Consider the following 22,204-nt stretch of genomic DNA (forward strand, 5'->3'; position numbering starts at 1 on the left):
CAGTAATATTCTTAAGCAATGTGCTTTTTAAAAAGCATACCAATGAAACTAGCACCATCTACATCTCCTTCCAGCCCCTTAAAACTCTCAACGAGATAGTAGTTTCTGGATGACATGTACTCAATAAATTTACCATGACTAAAAAACCAGCAAGGATAACTAGCACTATATATCCAGGGAGGAACTATCTGAACTTTTATTTGATCGGTGTCTTCATATATAAATGGCATACGATCAATTGCTACAAACTCAATGTCAGAGGCTAATATCTTGTCAAGAAGCTTATAGGGCTCATCAATATACTGAAGAACACTGGAGAACAACAGAACATTAGGTTGCTGAAATGCCATACATTCCTCAATATTGGAAAAAAACTTAAGATGCTCATCCTCAAAAAGTTCTTTACCTACCGTTATAAAACCAGCTTGTTCAACTACAGACCAAGAGACATTCTCAATCAGACTCAAAAACTTTTTATATTGGAAGTAAGTACTGCCTAAACTACCTCCAAAATCAAGTACTCTTAACTCAGCATGATTGAAACCAGACACTAAAAGACTGCTTAATAAAGGCCATGAATACTGAATCTCGTCAAAAAGCACACTATCTCTCTCAAAAACCGCATCACCGTTCTTAACTTTTAATAAAGAGTTTTTGACTTTTTCAAGAACGACTGATGAGTCATATCCAGTAGAATCTGCTTGTGCACTTTCCCAGGAAGTATAATTCCCCACCCAGCCATACTCTCTTGTTCGAAAACGTTTTATTACGTTTAACAATATTGGTGGAATGAAAGACTTTATTAACTGATTCATTTAAAAACTCTGATAATCTTATTGTAGATACGGTAAAAAATATTTCTCTTCATTGATAAAAAGAATTCCTCTATCCGTGTCCGACAATGAGAGTTTTCAACTACGTTTATTTTTGTTAGTTCAGTAAAACAAGCATTAGGAATAGCTGAAAAGACTTTTGTTTCTTCACTATGTGTGCCACTACCATCATTACCGATATTTTCAACAAAGGATTTCCCAGGATATAGAGTTAACATATCTTCAAGAAATGCTGACATGTACCATCTGATAGCCCATGAGTTATTTTTTCCTATGATTTGATCTTCAAGCATTTTCGTATACTGATAACTACCATTGAAATCAGCCTCGTTTTGCAACCCTCTTGACGTTAACTTTTCCAACAAAACTTTTCCATCTGGCTCAAAAATATTCCAGGCTCGTTTCCATGTAGCCCATCCCCAACAATCAGCACCTTTAATAAAAAAGTCTCTGGAAGTCTATCGATTGGATAGACATATCCATGTATGGAAGCTACATTCTCATCATTTTCATACAAAGATAAACCATCATTCATGTAACTAAGAAAATATGGGCTTGTTACAAGATCATCCTCTAGCACAATGACCTTGCCAAATTCATTTACGATTTTTGTGACACCATCAATTATTGAATTTGCAAGACCCAAATTAGCATGACGCTCTATAACGGTTATCTTTTTAAAACCTTCGATTTCTTTTAGATACTTTCTTACAGCGTTTACCAACTCTCTTTGATTATCATTTTTTGCACCATCAGAATAAATGAAAATCTCACTTTGTGAAGCTAGCGTATTTTTCTGTAATGCTTGAACAGTGTGCTTTGTGTGTATAGGGCGGTTGTAAACAAATAATATTATTGGTGCTAACTTCTTCATTAATAATTGTCACTTGGCCTTTTAGGTTCTATCAAATGAGCCCAAGATGGTTGAATTGTGGGATGTGATTCGCATTTTGTCTTCCAACCATACCAATACATGGGAAATATAATTAATTTTTTTCCTTAGAGAAAAAGCTCCCCCACCAAGAAAAACTACTATTTGAGACAATGCCGTAATCACAAAGTCCCATTATTGCAAAATCTACTCCCAAACTTTCCCTGGATATATATTTATTTGAGATATAACCATAAACATCTTCTACATAGCCTGGATCATCAGTTAAGAAAACATAAAATGGATTAGCTACAGATCTTTCAATTTCTGTCATCGCTTCAAGATAATATTGTTTAGGCAATGCTAAACCTTTTTGACCATTATAAGTTTCATCTAAATAATCTCCTCTCCTAATGTGAACAAAAACTTTATTAGATTGAGGAAGGCTATTCAGAATTTTTAACGCTACTAAGTAATATTTATTTTTTATTACAAAGTCTATTTTGTCTTTTCTTAAAAGAAGTTCGGATTGAAAAAAACCTAGTTTAACAAAAGTAAAAGGAAGAACCCCTTTTGAAAAACTTACCTTGGGTAGTGGCTTACCAGATATTGTTTGTTGTTCGGCAGAACTAATCATCTTGAGTTTCACAAGCAGAGTTAGAACTCTCGATAACATTTTTCTGAAAAAGAAACTTAACAGTCTTGACTCGGGCAGAAAAGAAAAATTTTCATTTTTAAAGTCAAAATGCTCAAAAAATTGGGTCATATTCACGCATATAATCTTTTCATTTGATTTTGCAATACTATTTAAAAATGCGTATTGGAAAGCTTGATTACCAAGTCGACCATCAGAAATAAAAAAAATCATCTTAAAATATTTTTCGATATAGCTACGTAATTTGAGTACTCAAAATGCTCCATATATGGTCTATATTCTCTTAGTTCTATCCCATTACGCATTATCTTAGCTATAAGAAAATTTCTGGACTCAAGGTAAGCATATATATCCATCAGACTAATACAAGAATCTAAATTCGCACCACCATATTCAAACTGTATGTAATCAATATATCGACCATCAATATAATCCCCTCCCCCTCAAGAGCTCTTAATTCATGACCTTCAATATCTATTTTAATAAAATCAATATGCGCAATATCATGCTCATTTATGTAATTATCTAAACGCCTTAGTTGTATTTCTTCTTTCAGATCTAATTGCAAGTTATAGTGAGTTAAATTTCTTTGATAAATTGAAGCCATACCGCTTTGCTCTTGATCGTAAAAGATCACACTTTCACTATTGACGTCAGATACCCCAAAATTATTCAGTTTCAGATTATTGTTATTCTTTCTAAATCTTTTTTCTAACGTAGTAAAACAGCTCTTAGTAGGCTCGAAAAGATGTAGCTCTATATCAACCCTTTTTTTCTGGCAAGCTCTAATGCAAGTGCAGAGTAATCTCCAACATTAGCTCCGATGTCAAATATAACTTTCTTTGGCTCTGTTTTTGAAAAATGTTCTAATAAATCCATTAGAAACTTTTCTTCGCCGTTTTTATAAAAATCAGCACAGCCATTATTTTCAATAAAATTAAAAATCCTCAGTGACGCTGCTCTAATTTTTCTTCTAACAAATCCTGTATTAACAATCATCATATAATTTTTCTAACATAAATAAACCTGTTCCAAACCCTCTGGATGGTTCATATTCATCATACATAGCCATTCCGTAATGATATTTTTCATCCAAAACTTTGAAGTTCTGAAATAAACTCAATACGTAGTGTCTCGTAAATGCACGATGAGCATTGAAGTAAATTTTATTTTCATTATCAACAGGGACACTAAACAAGATTATCCCCCCGACTTTCAGAACTCTTTTTAATTCCTTTATAGCATCCTCACTACCAAATGAATTTATTTCATCGCCATATCTACCCAATCCAATATGTTCAATAACACACAGTGAGGAGAGTGTTTCAATTGAGTTATTCTGAAAGGGCAAGTTCAAAATAGAACCTTTTTTAAAATAAAGATTATTCAACTTTAGTTCTATAGGCCTTATATCAATCATTGTAACTGGTACATACTGGGAGAGTATAGACATCGTTTTTGCTGAGCTTCCTACATCATAATGATGATCAGGCTTTAATTGAAAGATATGTTTAGCAGCCCAACTATCTTGAAAAAAATAAGTTGGTTCTAGTGGTGTGTATCCAACGTTATCAGCAAGACAAGGAAACCATTCTATTTTTTTAAACTGTTTATTTTTTTCTGTTGACTTAACAAGTTGAAATCTTGTAGAAACCAGTAATATTGTTTGATTAACAATACTGGTCTAAACCTAAAAAAAGAGAAGGCTCCTCTTATAAAAAAATAAACAGACTTTAATTTCTCACTTCGTTTTAAATACTCCCTAACCAATTTACATCCCAACCTTCTGAAAAAGATATGATAATAAAGTAGATGAGCTCTTTGACTGATGAGTTATCAAATCTTGAAGTAGTTTTTTAAATCCTAAACTCACTGTGTGTGGAAAGATGTATATTACGTCTTCAAATACTGCCATCTCCCAATCCCTTGGTAATACATGCATAATATCAATAAGAGATGGCCAGTTATTGTAATTATGTGGCTTTGGAGGTGGTGAAAGAAAGCATCTAGCATCATCTACTAAAATAACATGATTTTTTTCATAACTAAAAATGATTTCTAACTCGGATATAAGTGGGCATTCGTCATTTTCACCGTATGTTTCTCCACCACTCCAATGAGCATCAAGCCAAAACAAAATATTGTCATTTTCTTTTAGAATATGATGTAAATGTTCTCTAGTGTCACCTTTGAGCATAGTTATATTTTCAATACTACTAAGTTTTTCTTTAGCCTGTTCATACATAGCATCAGACTTTTCAATCGTAATAACTTTATTAAAAGTGTGGCTCATCTTTTGAGCTGTACCGCCACGATAAGTACCACCTTCTACAAAGACATTTAGATTGAGAGCTGATTTTAAATATTCTGTCTCTCGATCAGGTATTCCAAAATTTACCAAGCCCACATTTAACTCCTAACATTAATTTTATAGAAAGTGAAAATACTTTTAATTTGCAAAACAACATTTCGTCTTGTTTTTGAATATATATAATCTAATAAATAAATTGTTATAAAAAAAGAAATAATAGTTGCGATTACTGCTCCTATCGCTTGATATTTCATAATTAGAAAATAATTTAATGTAATATTAACAACTGTTCCGGTAATCATCGTAAGTAAAGAAAACTTAAATAAGTTCTCTGCAGTGATGAAAGCACCTCTGGCCACCCCCATATTCGCAAAAAAGAGTCTAATGGCCATTAGAGCAAGTAATATTCCAGCTGGCCGATAAGCCTCCCCAAAGAGAAATACAACTAAAAATTCAGAAAACAGATATATAGGAACAGCTGTAATGATAAAAAGAATAAAATTTAACCGATAAAAATTTAAAAGACGGTGTGTATATAAATCGACTGAATATGCTTTTGCATTTTGAATAGATGGATAGAGCGTATCTTTTAAAATAATAGGTATAAATGCAAATAACTCAATAAGCCTCATTGCAACTGAATAATAGCCTACCTCCGTATTCCCTACCATCTGTTTAATCATCACTTGATCTATCCTCGCTTGAATAGTTAAAACTATTCCGCTAAGTATCATTGGCCAAGAATATTTTAGGAGTGATTTTGCTACTTGAAAATCAAAAGACCAAGACTGTAGGCTAAGCTTCAACCTTTTCTGGTAAAAAAATAATAACCCTATTGAAACAACAACTGCATCAAAGACAACCAGCGCTGCAAAAGCTATTAATGGGAATTGATAAATTATGAAAATAACTTTTGCTATGCTAGAGAAGAATAAGCTGATGCTATTTGCATAGGCTACATATTTTGACATTACTGTAGATTGACAGAAATAATCAATCACATTCACACTTTGAAATAAAGTTGAAGAAAAAATAATAAGTATTAATAAGTTAGTCTCAAAATCATTATCTGAAAATGAAACTGTAACGACTAGAATAGGTAAGACTAGAATAGTCGCAACCAACTTCAAATAAAAACCCGTACCAAGTATCAAGTCTCTTCTGGAGTCATCTTTAATCAACTCTCTAACAATAATACTATCTAAGCCTAGTGTACTTAATGCAGAAAAGATAAAAACAAAGCTTTGTGCATAACTCAATAAACCATATTGTTCAGGACCTAAGTATCTTGCTACCCAAACACCAACTGTGAGTCCGACAAACATCCGTAAGATTTTCTCTGCCATCAACCAAGAAAAATTCTTCCAATAACGCAGAAAACCTTTATGCAGATGCAAAGATAATATTTTTTTTAACACAATTATCTAGATACTTTTACTGTCTGAGATGTAGATGACCACTTATATACCAGTCGTAAGTTTTCTTTAACCCCACTTTTAAAGATGTTTGATATCTCCACCCCATCATTTCTAACTTAGAAACGTCCATCAATTTTCTTGGAGTTCCATCTGGTTTAGACGTATCAAACACAATCTCCCCTTGGTATCCTATAACTTCTGCTATTGTTTCAACCAATTCACGAATAGTACAGTCGACACCTGTTCCAACATTGATGTGCGAAAGCATGGGTTGAGTTTGTTTCTTATACTCATTGATACCTAAATTCATTACAAATACTGATGCTTCAGCCATATCATCAACATGTAAAAATTCACGCATTGGTTTACCACTGCCCCAGGCAATAACTTGCTTGTCGCCATTGGTTTTTGCTTCATGAAAACGTCGGATCAAGGCAGGGATGACATGGGAGTTTTCTGGATGGAAATTGTCATTTTCTCCATAAAGATTGGTCGGCATCACACTACGGTAGTCTCGCCCATATTGTCGGTTATAGCTTTCACATAATTTAATACCGGCAATTTTTGCTATTGCATAAGGTTCATTAGTGCTCTCTAAAATTCCAGTGAGCAATGCATCTTCTTTCATAGGTTGCTCTGCATTTTTGGGATATATGCATGATGACCCTAAAAACAATAACTTTTGAATATCATTCTGATAAGCAGCATGGATAATGTTGGCTTCAATCATCAGATTTTGATAAATAAACTCAGCAGGATATTCATTATTGGCATGAATACCCCCACTTTTGCAGCAGCGAGATAGACTTGGTCAATCTGATTAGATTGAAAAAAATGATTAACTGCTTGCTGATTCGTTAAATCTAAATCACGACGTTCTGCAGTGATAATGCGATTGCTTTTGTCTTTTTCTAACTGACGAATGATTGCTGATCCCACCATACCATTGTGACCAGCGACAAAAATATTCAGGCTCATAATTTATTCAACACTCACAGGTACTTCATGGCCATGTAATTTCAGTAAGGCATGACGTTTTGCAATATTAAGATCTTCAGCAACCATTTCAGCACACATTTCTTGCACGGTAATTTCTGGTTCCCACCCTAATTCATGTTTAGCCTTAGCAGGATCACCCAGTAAAGTTTCCACCTCAGCAGGTCGGAAATAACGTTCATCAACTTCGACAATGACATCACCAATACTCAGAGCAGGAGCGTTTTCACCCTCGATTGAGACAACAATAGCTTTTTCTGTAGTACCTTCGCCTTCAAACTCTAGCGTGATGCCCAACTCCTGTGCTGACCAGCTAATAAATTGTCGAACTGAATATTGCACACCGGTGGCTATAACAAAATCTTCTGGCTTGTCTTGTTGCAACATCATCCATTGCATACGCACATAATCTTTTGCATGCCCCCAGTCACGCAATGCATCCATATTGCCCATGTATAACTTCTTTTCCAGTCCTTGAGCAATATTCGCTAAACCACGGGTAATTTTACGTGTGACAAAGGTTTCACCACGGCGGGGAGATTCGTGATTAAACAAAATGCCATTGCAGGCATACATGCCATAAGACTCGCGGTAGTTGACCGTGATCCAGTAAGCATAGAGTTTAGCAACAGCATAAGGGGATCGAGGATAGAAAGGTGTTGTTTCTTTCTGGGGAATTTCTTGCACTAAACCATAAAGTTCAGAAGTAGATGCTTGATAAAAGCGTGTTTTCTTTTCAAGACCTAACAATCGAATAGCCTCTAAAAGTCTAAGCGTACCCATCGCATCAACATCAGCTGTGTATTCAGGTGACTCGAAAGAGACTGCGACGTGAGACTGCGCACCTAGGTTATATACTTCGTCAGGTTTAACTTGTTGTAAAATGCGAGTCAGGTTGGATGAGTCCGTTAAATCGCCGTAGTGCAATATAAAGTTTTTATTATCGACATGAGGATCTTGATAGATATGATCGACGCGTTGTGTGTTAAAACTTGACGCACGTCGTTTTATCCCGTGAACGATATAGCCTTTTTCAAGTAAAAACTCGGCTAAATAAGATCCATCTTGCCCTGTAATGCCAGTGATTAATGCAACTTTACTCATTGACTATCCTGATTGTTCTTCTTAAATATTTGTTTAAAATTGCGGCTAAGTATAAACGGAATGACGTTATCATTCAGAACTAGTATTAATAATACCTCTGAACAATCAAAGTTTATTTTATATTTTTATAGAAAATAAATAGTTATAAGCTGTTTAAACTTAAAGTTAAACTTACCCTGCCATAGAGATTCATGACATTAGTATTCTTTTGCGAAACCAGATATAAGTTTTATGAATAGGAGAAGATGAGCATAGACATGACTTGATAGGAAATTTTATAAGAAAGTGAAAACTCATCCCAATAGCTATGCGTTTAGCTCGGCTTACTTGGGTGGCACAGATGCCAGAAATAAAATTTCCCCGCCATCCATGGCAGTCTACTCAGATATTTCATATTGGCATCCATGCCACTTCTTTATCTTATAACTAATAAAACGTTTACTCAGTGATCAATTTCTCATTCTAAGCATCACCACCGAATAAATCTCGTGTATAGATTTTATCTTTCACATCGATAATATCTTCAGTGACGCGATTAGCTAAAATTACATCCGCCTGAGATTTAAACTGATTGAGATCATTCACAACTTTTGATCTGAAAAACTCAGCATCCTCAAGTACAGGCTCATAAACGATAACCTCGATACCTTTGGCTTTAATACGTTTCATTACACCTTGAATAGCTGAAGCTCTAAAATTATCAGAACCTGACTTCATCACTAAACGGTAAATGCCGACAACTTTGGGATTTCTGTTGATAATCGAGTTGGCAATAAAGTCTTTTCTAGTAGTATTGGCATCAACAATTGCTTTGATGATGTTATTCGGTACATTTTCATAGTTTGCCAATAACTGTTTAGTATCTTTAGGCAAACAATAACCACCATAGCCAAATGAAGGATTGTTATAGTGACTACCAATGCGTGGATCTAAACCGACACCTTCGATAATCTGACGTGAGTCCAAACCGTGTGCTTCTGCGTAACTATCAAGCTCATTAAAGTACGCCACCCGCATAGCAAGGTAAGTATTCGAGAATAACTTAATCGCTTCGGCTTCTGTGCTGTCAGTCACCAAAACGGAGACATCCGGTTTAAGCGAGCCTTCAACCAGTAACTTAGCAAAGGTTTCTGCACGCTCACTTTTCTCTCCAACAACAATCCGTGAAGGATATAAATTATCGTAAAGCGCTTTGCCTTCTCTTAAAACTCTGGTGAGAAGAAAATATTATCAACACCAAAACGTTGCTTAATTTCTGCAGTATACCCAACTGGTACAGTAGACTTAATTATCATCACAGCATCAGGATTGATACTTTTTACATCCTGAATAACCGCTTCTACAGACTTTGTATTGAAATAGTTGGTATCCGGGTCGTAATCGGTTGGTGTGGCAATGACGACGTAATCAGCATCGTTATAGGCATCCGCTTTATCCAGTGTCGCCCGAAAATCTAGTGTTTTATTTTGCAAAAAATCTTCAATTTCAGCATCAACGATTGGCGATTTTTTGTTATTGAGCAGGTTTACCTTCTCCTCAATAATATCTAAAGCCACGACTTGATGCTTTTGAGCTAATAAGACGGCCAGTGAAAGGCCAACATACCCTGTCCCTGCGATTGCTATTTTCATATTTTTACTCAACTGTAACGGATTTCGCTAAATTTCTCGGTTGATCCACATCAGTGCCTTTGATTAAGGCAACGTGGTAACACAATAACTGCAATAAGATATTGTAAGTAATAGGTGCGGTAATTCGACCGACATTGGTCGTTGCTTTCACTACTTTGAAACTGGTCTCTGAACTGATATCGCTGCGTTCATCTTCAAACACAATCATCTGCCCGCCTCGAGCTTTGACTTCCTGTAAATTGGATTTTAACTTTTCCAATAAATCATCAAGAGGGGCGATAGCAATAACTGGCATGGTTTCATCGATTAAAGCCAAAGGACCATGTTTCAGTTCACCTGCAGGATACGCCTCTGCATGAATATAACTGATTTCTTTTAACTTTAAAGCCCCTTCCAGAGCAATCGGAAACATCGTGCCACGTCCTAGAAATAAAGCATGTTGTTTATCTGCGAATAACTGGGAGATATCACGAATCTCCTCTTCATGTTCGAGGGCCATACGAATCAAATTAGGTAGTTTCTGCAAACCACCTGCGATCATAGATTCACGCTCTTTACTTAATCTTTTTTGGACTTTACCTAAGCTTGTGAGCAGTAAAGCCAGTACAACAAGCTGAGTAGTAAATGATTTGGTTGACGCCACACCAATTTCGGGCCCGGCATGCGTCAGATAAGTCATATCAGCATCACGTGTCAGACTGCTCTCTGCTACATTACAAATACTTAAGGAAGTAATGCCATCTAAATCATGGACTTTTCTATAGTGATTAATCTGATGCAGTGCAGCCAGTGTATCAGCGGTTTCGCCTGATTGACTTATCATTACAAACAACGTGTTATTCAGAATCACCGGATTGCGATAACGGAACTCACTGGCCACTTCAACCTGACATGGCAAACCGATAATGTCTTCCATCCAATATTTAGTGACCATACCCGCGTGATAACTGGTACCACAAGCGATGATGTGAATTTGCTCAACCGTTTTAAAGATTTGCTCAGCTTTGGGGCCAAAACTCGATACCAAAACCTGATCCTGTGTGATACGCCCTTCTAACGTGTCAATCACGGCTTGGGGCTGTTCAAAGATCTCTTTGTGCATGTAATGGCGATGCTCACCCAGCTCAACCGACGTAATATTCAGGCTTGACTGTTTTACAGGGCGTTCAACTACTTCACCTGTTGCCGCACTATAAATTTCGACCTTGTCCCGGGTTAACTTGGCAACATCACCGTCTTCTAGAAAAATAAAATTCTGTGTAACGGGAAGCAACGCCGAGACGTCCGAAGCAATGAAGTGCTCACCAATTCCAATACCTATAACCAGTGGACTTCCCTTTCTGGCAGCCACCAGCATATCTGGATGAGACTTATCCATTACGCCTAGAGCGTAGGCCCCATCAAAGACTTTCAGAGAACGCAAAACCGCCTGTAAAAGATCATTATCCTGTTGGAGCTCTGCGTGAATTTCATGTGCAACCACTTCAGTATCGGTTTCAGAAGTAAAGCGATAGCCTTGAGCAAGTTGTTTTTGTTTTAATGATTGGTAATTCTCAATAATACCATTATGTACGACCGCCACTTGATTGTTACAAATGTGTGGATGAGCATTATTTTCAGAAGGTATTCCGTGTGTCGCCCAACGTGTGTGAGCAATACCGATTCGACCAGTAAACGGGGCATTTAATTGATCAACTTTATCCTGAAGTTGTTGTATTTTTCCCAAAGATCGAACACGATGCATTGCGTTGACATCATCAAGCAGCGCCATTCCAGACGAATCATAACCGCGATATTCCAGTCTTCGTAACCCTTCCATCAAGATGGGGCTAACATTCCTTTCAGCGATTCCGCCGACTATTCCACACACTAAATTAAATCCTCTTGAAATACAGCACCAGTATAGTTTAACTGAGACTCTGGCAATATAAAGAATGCACTTCTAGACATCGTTCCCCAGCCAATCACTTAACTCACATTGAGGAATAAATCCATCAATCGTGTCTAGCAATATAGCTCGTGCTTTTTGACAGTCATCATGTTTGTTAGCGAGTTCCAGTTCTCGAATGATTGTGACCAAAGCTGGCCACTCAATCACACATTCTTCTGCCCGCATTATTTTCTCATGTTCGGTCGCCGATACATTATCACCGATGAGCAATTCTTCATAAAGCTTTTCACCGGGTCTGAGACCAGTATAGGCAATTTCAATATCACCATTTGGGTTCTCGTTGTCACGTATGGTGAACCCACTTAAATGGATCATGCGTCTGGCTAAATCAACAATCTTGACCGGTTCGCCCATATCGAGCACAAAGACATCACCACCTTTGCCCATGGCACCAGCCTGGATAACTAAGGCTGCAGCTTCAGGAATTGTCATAAAATAGCGGATGATCTCAGGGTCAGTCACCGTTACCGGTCCGCCTTTGGCAATCTGGTCTCGGAATAATGGCACCACAGATCCCGATGACCCCAAGACATTACCAAACCTGACCATGGTAAAGCGTGTTTTGTTATACAACGTTTTTGATTCGGCAAAGGCCTGAAGCACTAACTCTGCAAAGCGCTTTGTTGCCCCCATGGTATTGGTTGGACGAACAGCCTTATCGGTTGAGATAAGTACAAAAGTCTCCACCTCGGCATCAATCGCAGCCTGCGCGCAATGCAGTGTGCCAAACACATTATTACGGATACCTTCATTGGTATTTCTCTCGACAATTGGCACATGTTTATAGGCCGCTGCATGATAAATCGTATTCACGCCAAAACGCCGACATACCATCTCAACACGCTGCTGATTGAGCACTGTTCCCAGCATAGAGTAAACAGGAATATCTAAAGCTAATGACGCCAGTTCACGCTCAATTTGATAAAGATTAATTTCACTGGCTTCATAAAGAACCAGACAGGATGGCGATAAATGGATAACTTGCCGACAAAGCTCTGAACCAATAGAACCACCAGCACCGGTCACCATCACCGCTTTATCCGTGATATTTTTGCTTAACAAATTATTAATCGGTGCTACAGGTTCACGACCTAATAAATCAGCGATATCCACTTCCTGAATATCAGAAACTTCCAGGCGTCCTTCTGCAATATCCATCAAATCAGGTAATGTTCTGACGTGGACAGGATAATGCTCCAGCAGTTTTAATATCTCACTTCTGCGACGACGACCCGCCGATGGCATTGCCAGTAAAATGTCTCTGACCTTAAAACGTTCAATCAGCCTGGCAAGCTGGTCAACACCATAAACCGTCATGCCATTAATTTGTTGTCGACACAATGTTGCGTTATCGTCAATAAACGCCACGGGACGCATCTGATTACTTAATTTCATCAATGCTGCGGCTTGTGCACCAGCTCGCCCAGCCCCATAAATTAAGACAGGTGGAATATAACGAACTGCATTGAGCTCTTTCCAGAGATGATGATCGCTTTTCACTATCAACCATCTCGCCATCATGCGACTCCCCCTACAAACAACATCAAAATGATTGCTTGAATGGCATAAACCGTTCTGGGCACTAACCCGGCCAAGTCATCAGCGGTCAACACGATGACAGAAAAAATCAAGGTAAACAGCAATACCGTCCTAGCAATAGTCCAGATAGCATCCATGCCGATGTAACGAATAATCGCCCGATATAAACCTGATTTTATAAAAATGGGGATGGCAATAACGGGGGCAAGAACAAAGATCCACAACTGCTTGTTCGGCGGAATATAAAACTCACCTAAGCGTAGAGAAAAAGCTAACCATAATGAGAATGGGATGGCTAAAAAATCCAGTATGACACTGATCGTTCTTTTTATTGGCCGAGGTCTGTTCAAAAACCATAGGCCCATTTTTTTTACAATTGATGGGTATGTCAACGTAATACACTCAGCAAGTTTTGGCTAATACACTTCAAGAAGACAGAAGATTATCACTCTTCTCCGCTCATTACCCACTCCAGTGTGGTTTGCCAGTCTGGCAAAGCAAGGTCAAAATGTTGTTTTAACTTTGTATTATCGAGTAAAGAATTAGCTGGACGATTTGCCGGCGTTGGATAATCACGCGTAGTGATAGGATGAAGCTTCGGCACTGAGTGTCCTTGTGCAGCCATTAAATTAAATATTTGCTGGGCAAAATCAAACCAACTGGCACGACCGGCACCAGATAGATGGTATACACCGCTATGGTTCTGCCAGAAGTCTGTTTGTTGGTGACTTTGCGAAATGACTTGCGCCGTTACATCAGCGATGTGACGAGCCCATGTTGGTGTACCGACCTGGTCGTGAACAATGGATAACTGCACTTTATCAATCGCTAACCTTTTCATCGTATTGAGAAAGTTAGCCCCTCTTGCACCATAGACCCAACTGGTTCTGAAGATCAGATATTTATCTGTGGCATTACTAATAGCCAATTCACCCGCCAATTTTGTTCTGCCATACACATTGAGCGGCTGAGTTTCCGCGTCTTCGGTCCAGGCTCTATCACTACAGCCATTAAATACATAATCGGTTGAGTAATGAATAAGCGGGATATCACGATTTTTGGCTACTTCAGCTAATATCTGTGGGGCAAGAGCATTGACCTTATATGCCAGTTCTTGTTCGGTCTCAGCTTTATCAACAGCTGTATAGGCTGCCGCATTGACAATTAAATCAGGTGCCAATTTTTCTACTTTTTCAGCTAACTCTTCTGTCTTGCTTAGATCGAGTGTTTTACTGTCTGTGGTAACAACATCACCAAGACAAGACAGGCTTCTTGTTAACTCATGCCCTACCTGACCATACTTTCCCGTTATTAAAATACGCATTAATCGTAGAATTCCGCTTCGTTAAAATGTGCTCCCTGCTGATCTTTCGCAGATAGAGATGGCGATTTACCTAACAAAGGCCAATCGATATCCAAGGCGGGATCATTCCATAACAAACAGCGTTCATGTTCCGGCGCATAATAATCTGTGGTTTTATATAAAAAATCGGCAGATTCACTTAATACAAAAAAGCCATGGGCAAAGCCTGGCGGCACCCACAACATATCATGATTTTCTGCTTTGAGATGAACCCCTACCCATTGACCAAACGTCGATGATGACTGTCTCAAATCCACAGCCACATCATACACTTCGCCTGAAATCACTCGTACTAATTTACCTTGCGCATGTTGGATTTGATAATGCAGACCACGTAAAACATTTTGTGAAGATCTTGAGTGATTGTCTTGGACAAATTCGGTGTCCACGCCAGTGAGTGCTTCAAATTGTTTTTTATTGAAGCTTTCCATAAAAAACCCTCGTTCATCGCCAAAAACTCTGGGTTTAAGAATTTTCACATCCGGCAGTGTCGTTTCAATAACTTGCATTTAATAAATCTTTTCGTGAATTAAGTTCATCAGATAATCGCCATAGCCACTTTTTACTAATGGTTTAGCTAATGCTAGAAGCTGATCCGCATCAATGTAACCTTGACGATAAGCAATTTCTTCAGGACACATCACTTTCAACCCCTGACGTTTTTCTATGGTTTGAATAAATTGTGATGCTTCAAGTAACGAATCATGTGTGCCTGTATCCAGCCAAGCCATGCCCCGGCCCATGACTTCCACGTGCAACTCACCCTTGTCTAAATAGTGTTGGTTCACATCCGTTATCTCATACTCCCCACGCGCTGAAGGTTTGAGACTTTCTGCAATATCGACAACCTGGTTATCGTAAAAATACAGCCCAGTGATAGCATAGCGGGATTTGGGTTTTGTCGGTTTTTCTTCGATACTTAATGCCTTTCCTGCATCATCAAACTCGACCACACCATAACGTTCTGGATCAAACACCGGATAGGCAAACACCGTTGCCCCTTTTTGTCTGTCATCCGCTTCCGACATTAAATCCGCTAAATCATGGCCATAATAAACGTTATCGCCCAGCACTAAAGCCGTGCTACTGTCACCAATAAAAGATTTTGTTAGGGTAAATGCCTGAGCAATCCCTTCTGGTTTTTCCTGTACCACATAACTTAACTCCAGTCCCCACTGGCTTCCATCCCCTAATAATTGCTGGAGTCGTGGCGTATCTTGGGGGTTGAAATAATGCAGATTTCCCTCATGCCTGCCAGCATCAGTGTCGATAATGGATAATAAATCATCGGTTTATCATACACAGGCAGTAACTGTTTACTAATAGACTGTGTGACGGGATGAAGTCGTGTACCACTGCCACCGGCAAGAATAATCCCTTTTCGTTGACTCATGATGCCTGTTCTCCCAACCCTAAGCGCTCTTGTTGATAACTACCATCCATGACACGCTCATTCCACTCACGGTTGTCGATATACCATTCCACTGTTTTACGTAGGCCAGTAGTAAATGTTTCTTTTGGTGTCCAACCTAATTCACGATTGATTTTAGTGGCATCAATCGCATAACGTTGATCATGACCAGGGCGATCCGTGACAAAAGTAATCAAATCTCGATGAGGACAATGTTCAGATTCGGGTAATAACTCATCCAGAATGTCACAAACACGATGCACAACATCAAGATTGGTATGTTCGTTAAAGCCGCCAATATTATAGCTTTCGCCCAGCTTCCCTTGTTCCAAAACAAGCTGTAAGGCATCCGCGTGATCATCCACATACAACCAATCACGGATATTATCGCCTTTGCCATAGACTGGTAAGGGTTTGCCCACCAATGCATTATTGATAATCAGTGGAATCAATTTTTCAGGAAACTGATAGGGACCGTAATTATTAGAGCAGTTGGTCATGACAACGGGTAGACCATAGGTGTGATGCCATGCACGAACCAAGTGATCACTCCCTGCTTTGGTCGCTGAATAGGGTGAATTTGGTTGATAAGGTGTTGTCTCTTCAAACAAGCCTGTTTCACCTAAGGTGCCGTATACCTCATCGGTGGAGATATGATGGAAACGAAATTGTGCCGCAGCGTCTTTATCAAGCGTTTTCCAGTACTGTCTGGCCGCTTCTAATAAAACGTAGGTACCCACTAAATTGGTTTGCACAAAATCAGCGGGTCCGTCTATCGAGCGATCGACATGTGATTCTGCCGCTAGATGCATGATTGCAGTAGGCTGATACTCCTTGAACAAAGCATTCATCTTTTCCGCATCACAGATATCGGCTTGTTCAAAATGATAACGCGGATTGTCAGCAACAGGTAGAAGTGACTCCAGATTACCTGCGTAGGTCAGTTTATCAATATTGATAATGTGGTAATCACTAACTTCGATAAGACGACGAATCAAGGCTGAACCAATAAATCCAGCCCCCCGGTAACAAAAAGTGTTTTCCTTGACACAGATAGCTCTTCTATATTGAGTGAATTGAATATTTGCCAGCTAAAAGTAGCATTAGTGAGAACTGGAAGCAACGCAGAAGCTGTGTTTTTTACGAATGTCGACACATCATTTCAATGAATGCAAAGCTACGTAAAAGCTATCTACATTAAGAACGATATTTTGTTAGTCACTATTTATTACAGTAAGAACTTGTTTAGGCCAGTTTAATATTGAAGTGAATGAGAAGTAATACTCTCGATTGTTGGGGTACCAGCCAAGCTCATCGTCACTTCCAACTCTTCGCGTAGAATCCTCAATAAATGGGCAACGCCTAGTGCCCCCGCTACTGCCAAAGCGTAAAATTGCGGCCGCCCGAGACAAACTAAATCAGCTCCCAAAGCCAGCGCTTTAAAAGTATCCGTACCACGTTCTACAGCGCCATCATAAAGAACCACAAAATCAGTACCCACCGCTTCTCTTATGACAGGCAACATCTCAATGGATGATGGCACGCAATCCAGCGTGCGACCACCATGGTTTGACACCACTACGCCAGCTAGTCCCAACTCTCGGGCTTGCACGGCATCGATGGGTGACAGAATGCCTTTCAGGATAATGGGAAGCGTCGTCTGTTTTTGCAGCCAACGAATATCCTCCCAAACTGGTGCTTCACTCATCATGCCCTGAAAAACAACACTCTGACTGGGTTCAAAGCTTTGTCTTGGCAGAGGAGGCCGATCTTTAAGATTCACTGCCTCCACACCTTCAGGCAAGACAAAGCCAGCACGCTGAGCACGATTACGGATGCCATGCAGAGAAGCATCGACAGTGACAACTAAAGCACTATAACCAGCCTGCTCTGCACGTCTGACCAAACTCAGCGTAAACTCTTTATCTTGCTGAAAATAGAGCTGAAACCATTTCGTTTGGGATCTACTTGCAGCAATATCTTCGAGAGAACGTGTCGCTAGTGTACTGACTATCATGCCTGTCTCTAAGTGATTGGCAGCTTCTGCTGTCGCTAACTCAGCTTGTGGATGAGCAAGCTGTTGAAATGCGACAGGGGCTAACATCAAAGGGTGACGAAAAGGCTGTCCAAGCACGGTGGTATGTGTTCCCCCTTTTGTACAATCCTTTAACACGGAAGGTAGAATGAAATACTCATCTAATTTCTGGCGATTACGTCTCAAGGTGATTTCATCAGCTCCGCCACCGACAACGTATTCATACACAGCATGACTTAAATGTTGTTTCGCATAGCGAGCATAGTCAGCAGCACACACTAAGTCCTGTGGTATCGAGTTTAGCGGCGTCTTTAATGATTTTTCCATACTTACGTCTCAGCCCATTGTCTTAACAGGTTTTGATAGATGTTGGTTAAACGCATAATATCCTGATGTTGGTGCTCATGTTGTGTCGTTAATGATTGGATACTCTGATCCAGATCAAACAAGATCTGACGTTGCTCATTGTCACGAACCATACTTTGCATCCACATAACGCAAGCAAGGCGTTCGCCATCAATGACAGGCTTAACTTGATGCAGACTACTTGAAGGATACAGAATGAGATCCCCTGCATTAAGTTTTATGTTCTGCTCACCAAATTGCTCCTGAATAACCAGTTCCCCCCTTTATAATCGTCAGGTTCACTCAGAAATAAGGTAGCAGAAAGATCGCTACGTACACGCGTTGGTGTGCCTGGTACAAAACGGATGGCATTATCGACATGGTTACCATAGGTTTGTTTACCTTGGTATCGATTAAACATCGGAGGAAAGATTTTAAGTGGCAAGGCAGCCGACATAAATAGAGGTTGTTGAGCTAGTGCATCCAACACAATATCGCCGAGGTGATGTGCGAGTGTTGAGCTTTCATCCAACTGCTGATTCTGTTTAACAGCGCTGGCTTGCGCTCCAGCAGTTATCTTACCATCAAGCCATTCTCCTTTTGCTAAGTGTTCATTGAGTTTACTGAGATCAGTTTTTGAGAACACCTCAGGTATAACCATTAGCATGTCATTAGCTCCAAAAAAACGGGCCCGAAGGCCCGTTATCATAACCTGATCAGAACTTATAGGTCAGATTGACATTGGCGCTTCTTGCATCACCTTTATAGACGATGCTGCCACCTCGATATAACGCAGTATAGTAATCCTTATCAAACAAATTAAGAATATTGGCACGGACTGTCATGTTGTCGTTGATTTCATAAGAAGCAAAGGCATCATAAACAATATATCCAGGAATACTGATATCAGTATTAGCGGCCGCATCTGGCTGTCCGCCAAACATGCCACTGGAATAGGTCACCACCCCACCAAAGGCGAATTTTTGCGTGGCCTGATATTTTAATTGACCATTAAAGCTACGTTTCGCGAAGTTAGCTTTTGGTTTACCTTCATCAGCAGGATCAAAGGCTTTCAGTGTTTCTGAATGCATCAAAGCAAGCCCCATTTGACCACTCAACCTATCTGTGATGTTACCCGATAGACCAAGTTCGATACCACGAACACGGTTTTCACCCGTGTTAAGACTACCACCACCTGAATATGAGTCATTCCCACCTTCAATAACGTCATCTTTAGTGATTTGAAACACCGCAGCTGTTAACAACAAGTTGTTCTCAAGCAGGTTCCATTTGGTACCAATTTCTAAATTGGTAGACTGCTCAGGATCCGCACTCTTGTAGTTGCCATCAGAGTCTGAACACAAACCACCATAACCACAACTGCCACCAGCATCAGCTTCACCACCATTGATATTGGAAGAAGTGCTCCAGCTGGCATAGATATTACCGTTTTTCCAGGGCGAGAATACAACGCCGGTGTGACCATTCCAGAAACCATCGCTGTAGCTACGATCCATTTCAGCTTGAGGTCCTCCGCGACCATTCCTAGCAGCTGTCCACAGATCATAATCGAAATAATCGTAACGAATCCCAGCGAAGACTTCCCAATCTTCATTCAGGGTGATTGTATCCATCAAATAAGCAGAGACTGTCTTCAGCTCTAACTGAGTCGATGCATCGTTTCTACTAGCCGTACCCGACCAAGCATTATTGTTGGGATTGTATGGGTCAACCGCTACGCTCGATGGGTTAACATCATAATTCCCGGCATCCATTTCTTCTTTAGCAAATTCAATACCTGTAACTATCGTATGGCGCTTGCCCCAAAGATTCTGATCGATAATTAAGTTTGTCTGGTTGCCAAGGTAATCATTTTCCTGCCAACCGGTGAATGATCGCGTACCTGCTGAGCGAGCACTATAGGCAGTCACGATATACTCGTTTTCAGTTTTACCAACACGAGATTTATTTTCTAATCGCATGCCCTCTGTTAACTCAACATCAAAACCAAATGTAAAAATATCTGCCTTGGAATGTTGGAAGTCTAGTCCGTCCTGGCCAACATAATCATACTTAAGTATTTTGTTGGTATCTCGATCCAGAGCAACACCCGGATCCGTTCGATCATCGGCACGAAAGTGATAATAATCTGCTGTCAGGCTAAGTTCATCGGTCGGCTGATAAATTGCAGACAACAAAGCACCTTGGCGTCGTTTTTCTGCTGGATCTCGATCAGGGACATCTGCCTCACTGTATAAAGCATTAAAGCGAACAGCGAAGTCATCGCTTAGCACTTTATTCGTATCCAAGGTATAGCGCTGATATTCATCCGTACCCAGTCCACCCGATAGCGTTGTAAAGTCATCATCCAGGCTCGCCTTTTTAGTCACGCTATTTACGGCACCACCCGTAGACCCACGCCCTGCAAAAGTTGAACTAGGACCTTTTGTAATTTCAACTTGCTCAAGCGCAAAAGTTTCACGGGTGATAAGGCCTGGGTCACGCAAACCGTCGGTGAATACATCATTACGTGCTTCGTAGCCTCGAATAATATAACGGTCACCGAAAGAATTACCGCCCTCACCCGTACCCAATGTAATGCCAGGCTGTGCGCTCAGAATATCTTTTAATTCTGTCTTACCTGAGTCGATAATCGACTCTTTTGTCAAAACAGTCATGGTTTGTGGCGTTTCGGCAATGTCGCGCGTACGCTTGTTATCAGATAAACGGTTGGCTTTATAAGGCGCATCAGGCTCTGCGTAAGGACTACTTTCTGCAGTAGATTTGTCTCCCTCGATAACAACAGTATCGAGATCGACTTCTTCAGCAAAGGCTGGTGTTGTCATTGCTGATGATAGTGCCATAGCCAATGTCGACATCACCCATTTTTGACTATTGGCTCGACGAGTAAAGCCACTACGCCCCAATTTTGTCTCTTTCTTTGCCATTAAGATTCCTTCACCCTATAAATTAAGATACGAACAATTAGTATTCAATATAATATTAAAAATGATTCATCGCTTTCCCTGACAGGGAATCAAGTCTAGTAATTGCAGATTGAGTCGGACTATAACTTAGCGCAAAGTTACTTAAGCTTAAGGCAGAAGAACAAAGCCTTAGTTTTAGATCAAAAGTGGCTTCTGACCAACTAGAAAACGCTATTGATGAGATGCTCAAACTCATACTTAGGACTTTATCAACCTAATCAGTACCGCCAGAAAATTAATTCCTACTTTTACTGCATTGACAAGCTACATAAGCAGAATTGAGCTCAGCTACACCACTATGACTGACTTTTCTCCATTAATCAGCCAGGCTCAATACCTTCATAACCCTGACATATCAATCTATTTAAATTAAATATCAGTGTTCCTACTAGCAAACTTGTAGACCTTAATGACGCACGCGACAAATCGAAGGCGGTAATAATAATGATTATCCTTTAGAGTTGCAAGCAAAGATAATGCTAATTTCATGACTTACTTTTTTATACAACCAGATCTTGGATAAGGAATATCGTGTTAATAAGGACTATTCAGTGCAAAATATTAGCAGATGATATTATTTGCTTTGCAGATTTTCATTATGCAATAGAGAGAATGAGGGCTAGAGCAGAGTCCTCACAGGAATAGAAGTAAAGAGATTCACCCAAACATCTAAAGTGAGAAATATTAAAAACCATAAACGATAGAGTGATGTGCAAATAGCAATGATTAATTGAATAAGAATGAGAGCTTAGGC

20 protein-coding genes and 4 pseudogenes are annotated in these 22,204 nt (G+C 39.6%); all 24 read right to left on the minus strand.

The annotated features are described in order from the left end of the window. Positions 1-11 precede the first annotated feature (11 nt). Positions 12-815: a TIGR04325 family methyltransferase gene (locus QUE24_RS04240; RefSeq protein ID WP_286305408.1), complete on the minus strand. Its 804-nt coding sequence runs from the start codon at positions 813-815 to the stop codon at positions 12-14. Beyond that, positions 812-1,195, minus strand: a complete 384-nt coding sequence (locus tag QUE24_RS04245) for a hypothetical protein (protein WP_286305409.1) — start codon at positions 1,193-1,195, stop codon at positions 812-814. Before QUE24_RS04245 ends, QUE24_RS04240 begins: the two co-directional genes overlap by 4 nt. Continuing rightward, positions 1,183-1,707, minus strand: a complete 525-nt coding sequence (locus QUE24_RS04250; RefSeq protein WP_286305410.1) for a glycosyltransferase — start codon at positions 1,705-1,707, stop codon at positions 1,183-1,185. The genes QUE24_RS04245 and QUE24_RS04250 overlap by 13 nt, the downstream gene beginning before the upstream one ends. Positions 1,708-1,819: 112 nt before the next feature. After that, positions 1,820-2,572: an alpha-1,2-fucosyltransferase gene (locus QUE24_RS04255; protein WP_286305411.1), complete on the minus strand. Its 753-nt coding sequence runs from the start codon at positions 2,570-2,572 to the stop codon at positions 1,820-1,822. Positions 2,573-2,732: 160 nt separating this feature from the next. Further along, positions 2,733-3,149: an FkbM family methyltransferase gene (locus QUE24_RS04260; protein ID WP_350226609.1), complete on the minus strand. Its 417-nt coding sequence runs from the start codon at positions 3,147-3,149 to the stop codon at positions 2,733-2,735. Beyond that, positions 3,116-3,361 (minus strand): hypothetical protein, encoded by a 246-nt coding sequence (locus QUE24_RS04265; protein ID WP_286305412.1) that lies wholly within the window; start codon positions 3,359-3,361, stop codon positions 3,116-3,118. Before QUE24_RS04265 ends, QUE24_RS04260 begins: the two co-directional genes overlap by 34 nt. Continuing rightward, complete coding sequence (locus QUE24_RS04270; RefSeq protein ID WP_286305413.1) at positions 3,348-3,812, minus strand: DUF268 domain-containing protein; 465 nt, start codon at positions 3,810-3,812, stop codon at positions 3,348-3,350. The genes QUE24_RS04265 and QUE24_RS04270 overlap by 14 nt, the downstream gene beginning before the upstream one ends. 318 nt (positions 3,813-4,130) lie before the next feature. Further along, positions 4,131-4,766, minus strand: a complete 636-nt coding sequence (locus QUE24_RS04275) for a hypothetical protein (RefSeq protein WP_286305414.1) — start codon at positions 4,764-4,766, stop codon at positions 4,131-4,133. 2 nt (positions 4,767-4,768) lie between these two features. Further along, entirely contained in the window at positions 4,769-6,088 is a 1,320-nt protein-coding gene (locus tag QUE24_RS04280) for a flippase (RefSeq protein ID WP_286305415.1), read from the minus strand. 16 nt (positions 6,089-6,104) lie between these two features. Beyond that, positions 6,105-6,997: pseudogene (locus tag QUE24_RS04285) on the minus strand (GDP-L-fucose synthase family protein); the annotation flags it as partial. A 72-nt stretch (positions 6,998-7,069) separates the two neighbouring features. Beyond that, complete coding sequence (gene gmd / locus QUE24_RS04290) at positions 7,070-8,188, minus strand: GDP-mannose 4,6-dehydratase (RefSeq protein ID WP_286305416.1); 1,119 nt, start codon at positions 8,186-8,188, stop codon at positions 7,070-7,072. A gap of 462 nt (positions 8,189-8,650) precedes the next feature. Then, positions 8,651-9,819: pseudogene (locus QUE24_RS04295) on the minus strand (nucleotide sugar dehydrogenase). Between the two features lie 4 nt (positions 9,820-9,823). Then, positions 9,824-11,689 carry a glutamine--fructose-6-phosphate transaminase (isomerizing) gene (gene glmS / locus QUE24_RS04300; protein ID WP_286305417.1) on the minus strand — a complete coding sequence of 622 codons (1,866 nt, stop codon included), beginning with the start codon at positions 11,687-11,689 and terminating at the stop codon, positions 9,824-9,826. Between the two features lie 72 nt (positions 11,690-11,761). Further along, positions 11,762-13,291 carry a polysaccharide biosynthesis protein gene (locus tag QUE24_RS04305; protein WP_286305418.1) on the minus strand — a complete coding sequence of 510 codons (1,530 nt, stop codon included), beginning with the start codon at positions 13,289-13,291 and terminating at the stop codon, positions 11,762-11,764. Further along, positions 13,288-13,674 carry a hypothetical protein gene (locus QUE24_RS04310; RefSeq protein WP_286305419.1) on the minus strand — a complete coding sequence of 129 codons (387 nt, stop codon included), beginning with the start codon at positions 13,672-13,674 and terminating at the stop codon, positions 13,288-13,290. Before QUE24_RS04310 ends, QUE24_RS04305 begins: the two co-directional genes overlap by 4 nt. Before the next feature lie 80 nt (positions 13,675-13,754). Next, positions 13,755-14,633: a dTDP-4-dehydrorhamnose reductase gene (gene rfbD / locus QUE24_RS04315; protein WP_286305420.1), complete on the minus strand. Its 879-nt coding sequence runs from the start codon at positions 14,631-14,633 to the stop codon at positions 13,755-13,757. After that, positions 14,633-15,181: a dTDP-4-dehydrorhamnose 3,5-epimerase gene (gene rfbC / locus QUE24_RS04320; RefSeq protein ID WP_286305421.1), complete on the minus strand. Its 549-nt coding sequence runs from the start codon at positions 15,179-15,181 to the stop codon at positions 14,633-14,635. The genes rfbD and rfbC overlap by 1 nt, the downstream gene beginning before the upstream one ends. After that, a pseudogene (gene rfbA, locus QUE24_RS04325) lies at positions 15,182-16,065 on the minus strand (glucose-1-phosphate thymidylyltransferase RfbA). It lies immediately after the preceding gene. Further along, the gene (gene rfbB / locus QUE24_RS04330) at positions 16,062-17,081 is read right to left on the minus strand and encodes a dTDP-glucose 4,6-dehydratase (RefSeq protein ID WP_286305422.1); all 1,020 of its coding nucleotides are present in this window, start codon (positions 17,079-17,081) and stop codon (positions 16,062-16,064) included. Before rfbB ends, rfbA begins: the two are co-directional and overlap by 4 nt. A 257-nt stretch (positions 17,082-17,338) precedes the next feature. Then, positions 17,339-18,445 (minus strand): alpha-hydroxy acid oxidase, encoded by a 1,107-nt coding sequence (locus QUE24_RS04335; protein WP_286305423.1) that lies wholly within the window; start codon positions 18,443-18,445, stop codon positions 17,339-17,341. A gap of 2 nt (positions 18,446-18,447) precedes the next feature. After that, positions 18,448-18,597: a 2OG-Fe(II) oxygenase family protein gene (locus QUE24_RS04340; RefSeq protein WP_286305424.1), complete on the minus strand. Its 150-nt coding sequence runs from the start codon at positions 18,595-18,597 to the stop codon at positions 18,448-18,450. 66 nt (positions 18,598-18,663) lie between these two features. Next, positions 18,664-18,732 (minus strand): annotated as a pseudogene (locus tag QUE24_RS15770) (PKHD-type hydroxylase); the annotation flags it as partial. Then, positions 18,702-19,130, minus strand: coding sequence for a Fe2+-dependent dioxygenase (locus QUE24_RS04345; RefSeq protein ID WP_286305425.1), 429 nt, complete (start codon positions 19,128-19,130; stop codon positions 18,702-18,704). The gene QUE24_RS04345 and the pseudogene QUE24_RS15770, both read right to left, overlap by 31 nt. A gap of 49 nt (positions 19,131-19,179) precedes the next feature. Beyond that, entirely contained in the window at positions 19,180-21,411 is a 2,232-nt protein-coding gene (locus tag QUE24_RS04350) for a TonB-dependent receptor (RefSeq protein ID WP_286305426.1), read from the minus strand. Positions 21,412-22,204 lie beyond the last annotated feature (793 nt).

The sequence above is a fragment of the Methylophaga marina genome, from assembly GCF_030296755.1.
Lineage (GTDB): Bacteria > Pseudomonadota > Gammaproteobacteria > Nitrosococcales > Methylophagaceae > Methylophaga > Methylophaga marina.

Excerpts from the sequence above, each read along its gene's own strand:
- QUE24_RS04240 (WP_286305408.1), bottom strand. The coding sequence starts at position 815 with ATGAATCAGTTAATAAAGTCTTTCATTCCACCAATATTGTTAAACGTA.
- QUE24_RS04250 (WP_286305410.1), bottom strand. The coding sequence starts at position 1,707 with ATGAAGAAGTTAGCACCAATAATATTATTTGTTTACAACCGCCCTATA.
- QUE24_RS04255 (WP_286305411.1), bottom strand. The coding sequence starts at position 2,572 with ATGATTTTTTTTATTTCTGATGGTCGACTTGGTAATCAAGCTTTCCAA.
- QUE24_RS04265 (WP_286305412.1), bottom strand. The coding sequence starts at position 3,361 with ATGATGATTGTTAATACAGGATTTGTTAGAAGAAAAATTAGAGCAGCG.
- QUE24_RS04270 (WP_286305413.1), bottom strand. The coding sequence starts at position 3,812 with ATGTCTATACTCTCCCAGTATGTACCAGTTACAATGATTGATATAAGG.
- gmd (WP_286305416.1), bottom strand. The coding sequence starts at position 8,188 with ATGAGTAAAGTTGCATTAATCACTGGCATTACAGGGCAAGATGGATCT.
- QUE24_RS04305 (WP_286305418.1), bottom strand. The coding sequence starts at position 13,291 with ATGATGGCGAGATGGTTGATAGTGAAAAGCGATCATCATCTCTGGAAA.
- QUE24_RS04310 (WP_286305419.1), bottom strand. The coding sequence starts at position 13,674 with ATGGGCCTATGGTTTTTGAACAGACCTCGGCCAATAAAAAGAACGATC.
- rfbD (WP_286305420.1), bottom strand. The coding sequence starts at position 14,633 with ATGCGTATTTTAATAACGGGAAAGTATGGTCAGGTAGGGCATGAGTTA.
- rfbC (WP_286305421.1), bottom strand. The coding sequence starts at position 15,181 with ATGCAAGTTATTGAAACGACACTGCCGGATGTGAAAATTCTTAAACCC.
- QUE24_RS04335 (WP_286305423.1), bottom strand. The coding sequence starts at position 18,445 with ATGGAAAAATCATTAAAGACGCCGCTAAACTCGATACCACAGGACTTA.
- QUE24_RS04340 (WP_286305424.1), bottom strand. The coding sequence starts at position 18,597 with ATGGTTCGTGACAATGAGCAACGTCAGATCTTGTTTGATCTGGATCAG.
- QUE24_RS04345 (WP_286305425.1), bottom strand. The coding sequence starts at position 19,130 with ATGCTAATGGTTATACCTGAGGTGTTCTCAAAAACTGATCTCAGTAAA.
- QUE24_RS04350 (WP_286305426.1), bottom strand. The coding sequence starts at position 21,411 with ATGGCAAAGAAAGAGACAAAATTGGGGCGTAGTGGCTTTACTCGTCGA.